The 1,520-nt window shown below is 51.8% G+C and carries 2 protein-coding genes and 1 tRNA gene; all 3 read right to left on the bottom strand.

What is annotated here, in order from left to right; genetic code table 11:
• The coding region (locus tag AC9UEO_RS13620) for a cation transporter (RefSeq protein WP_509534607.1) at positions 1-627 on the bottom strand (627 nt) is incomplete at its 3' end.
• 5 nt (positions 628-632) lie between these two features.
• Positions 633-1,403 (bottom strand): enoyl-CoA hydratase-related protein, encoded by a 771-nt coding sequence (locus AC9UEO_RS13615; RefSeq protein WP_509534610.1) that lies wholly within the window; start codon positions 1,401-1,403, stop codon positions 633-635.
• Positions 1,404-1,441: 38 nt separating this feature from the next.
• Positions 1,442-1,517 (bottom strand) — tRNA-Lys (locus tag AC9UEO_RS13610).
• Between the last annotated feature and the right edge of the window lie 3 nt (positions 1,518-1,520).

Raw genomic sequence — 1,520 nt, 5'->3', positions numbered from 1 at the left:
CGATGTCACTGTGGCACCGACTTCGAAATACACATGTGACGAACTGGATTGCGCCATTGTCATTCCGGAATGCCCCATTGACGAAATGGCCTCGCCCCACACCACAGCCCAGATACTCCAGGCCGTAGCTGCAATTACACCAACACTGATGAGGGTGTCCATGGTTGAAGAACCATGCATTGCATTGCGGAATGCGGTCTTATGGAATGGCCATGCGCCCCATGTAACTACCGGTGCCGACAAACCCATCGCCCACCACTGCCAGTTATGAAACTGCCACGCCATCACCATCGACAACAAAACAACGGGAACCGTAAACACAACAGAAATTCCCAAACGAATAGATGCTGCACGTAAGCGCGCTTCAAGATCATCGTCAAACGGCTGATCATCCATCACACGCGCCGAATATCCGGCATGTTCAATTACCTTGATGACAGTTGCCTCGGAAACCGAATCTCCATCAAAAGCAACCATTGCAGATTCGGTTGCGTAGTTGACGGCGGCTTCAATTCCCGGAATTTCGTTGAGTTCTTTCTGAATTTTGGCGGCGCATGCGCCACAGGTCATTCCCTGAACTGCAAGTTCCACTTCAATAATGGAAGCTGGGGGCAACACAACACTCATACCTATTACCTACCACCGAAATCTGGCGAGCGCTTTGTGAGGAATGCATTGATGCCCTCTTGAGCAACATCTGACACCACAGCATCAGCCATTACAGCTGAAGCGAATTCATATGCCTGATCTTCTGGCAAAACAATTTGGTCGTAATAGGCACGCTTGCCAATTGCTTTTGATTCACGTGAACCTCTTGTTGCACGCATCATCAAGTCACTTACTGCTGCGTCAAGTTCATCATCTGCCACAACAGCATTCACAAAACCCCACTCCAGGGCAGTCGCTGCAGATATTGCATCGCCAGTCATTGCCATCTCCAACGCACGCTTTGGTGACAAATTGCGCGCAATCGCAACTAACGGCGTGTGACAAAACAATCCGCCCTTCCCACCTGGAATTGCAAAACCTGCGGACTCCCCTGCAACTGCAAGATCACAGGTGGCCACAAGTTGACACCCGGCCGCCGTTGCGAGTGCATGCACCCGAGCAATCACAACTTGCGGTATGCGATGCATCAACTGCATCAAGTTCGAACACACCGTGAAGAGCTCGAACGCATCATCTCGTGACGTGCCCGCCATTTCGCCGAAATTATGCCCAGCCGAAAAAACCGGACCCTCTGCAGCCAGTACCACTCCCACGGCATCAGAGACGGCGATCTCTTCAAAGGCAGCGGTGAGTTCCTTCAGAACATCTAGCGATAACGCATTGCGCTTGGCGGGGTTGCACAAGGTGACGGTGACAATGTCAGCCTCACGCGATACTCGAACTTTTTGGTCCATAACAAACCTCCATGGTGACCATATATATGGCAACGCATTGGTGCGCCCTCTGGGGCTCGAACCCAGGACCTGCGGATTAAAAGTCCGTTGCTCTACCAACTGAGCTAAAGGCGCGGA

This window comes from Limnohabitans sp. (assembly GCF_040401495.1).
Classification (GTDB): Bacteria; Pseudomonadota; Gammaproteobacteria; order Burkholderiales; family Burkholderiaceae_C; genus Limnohabitans.
The sequence above is the reverse complement of the archived record's forward strand: the minus strand, read 5'-3'. Positions and strand labels throughout refer to the sequence as shown.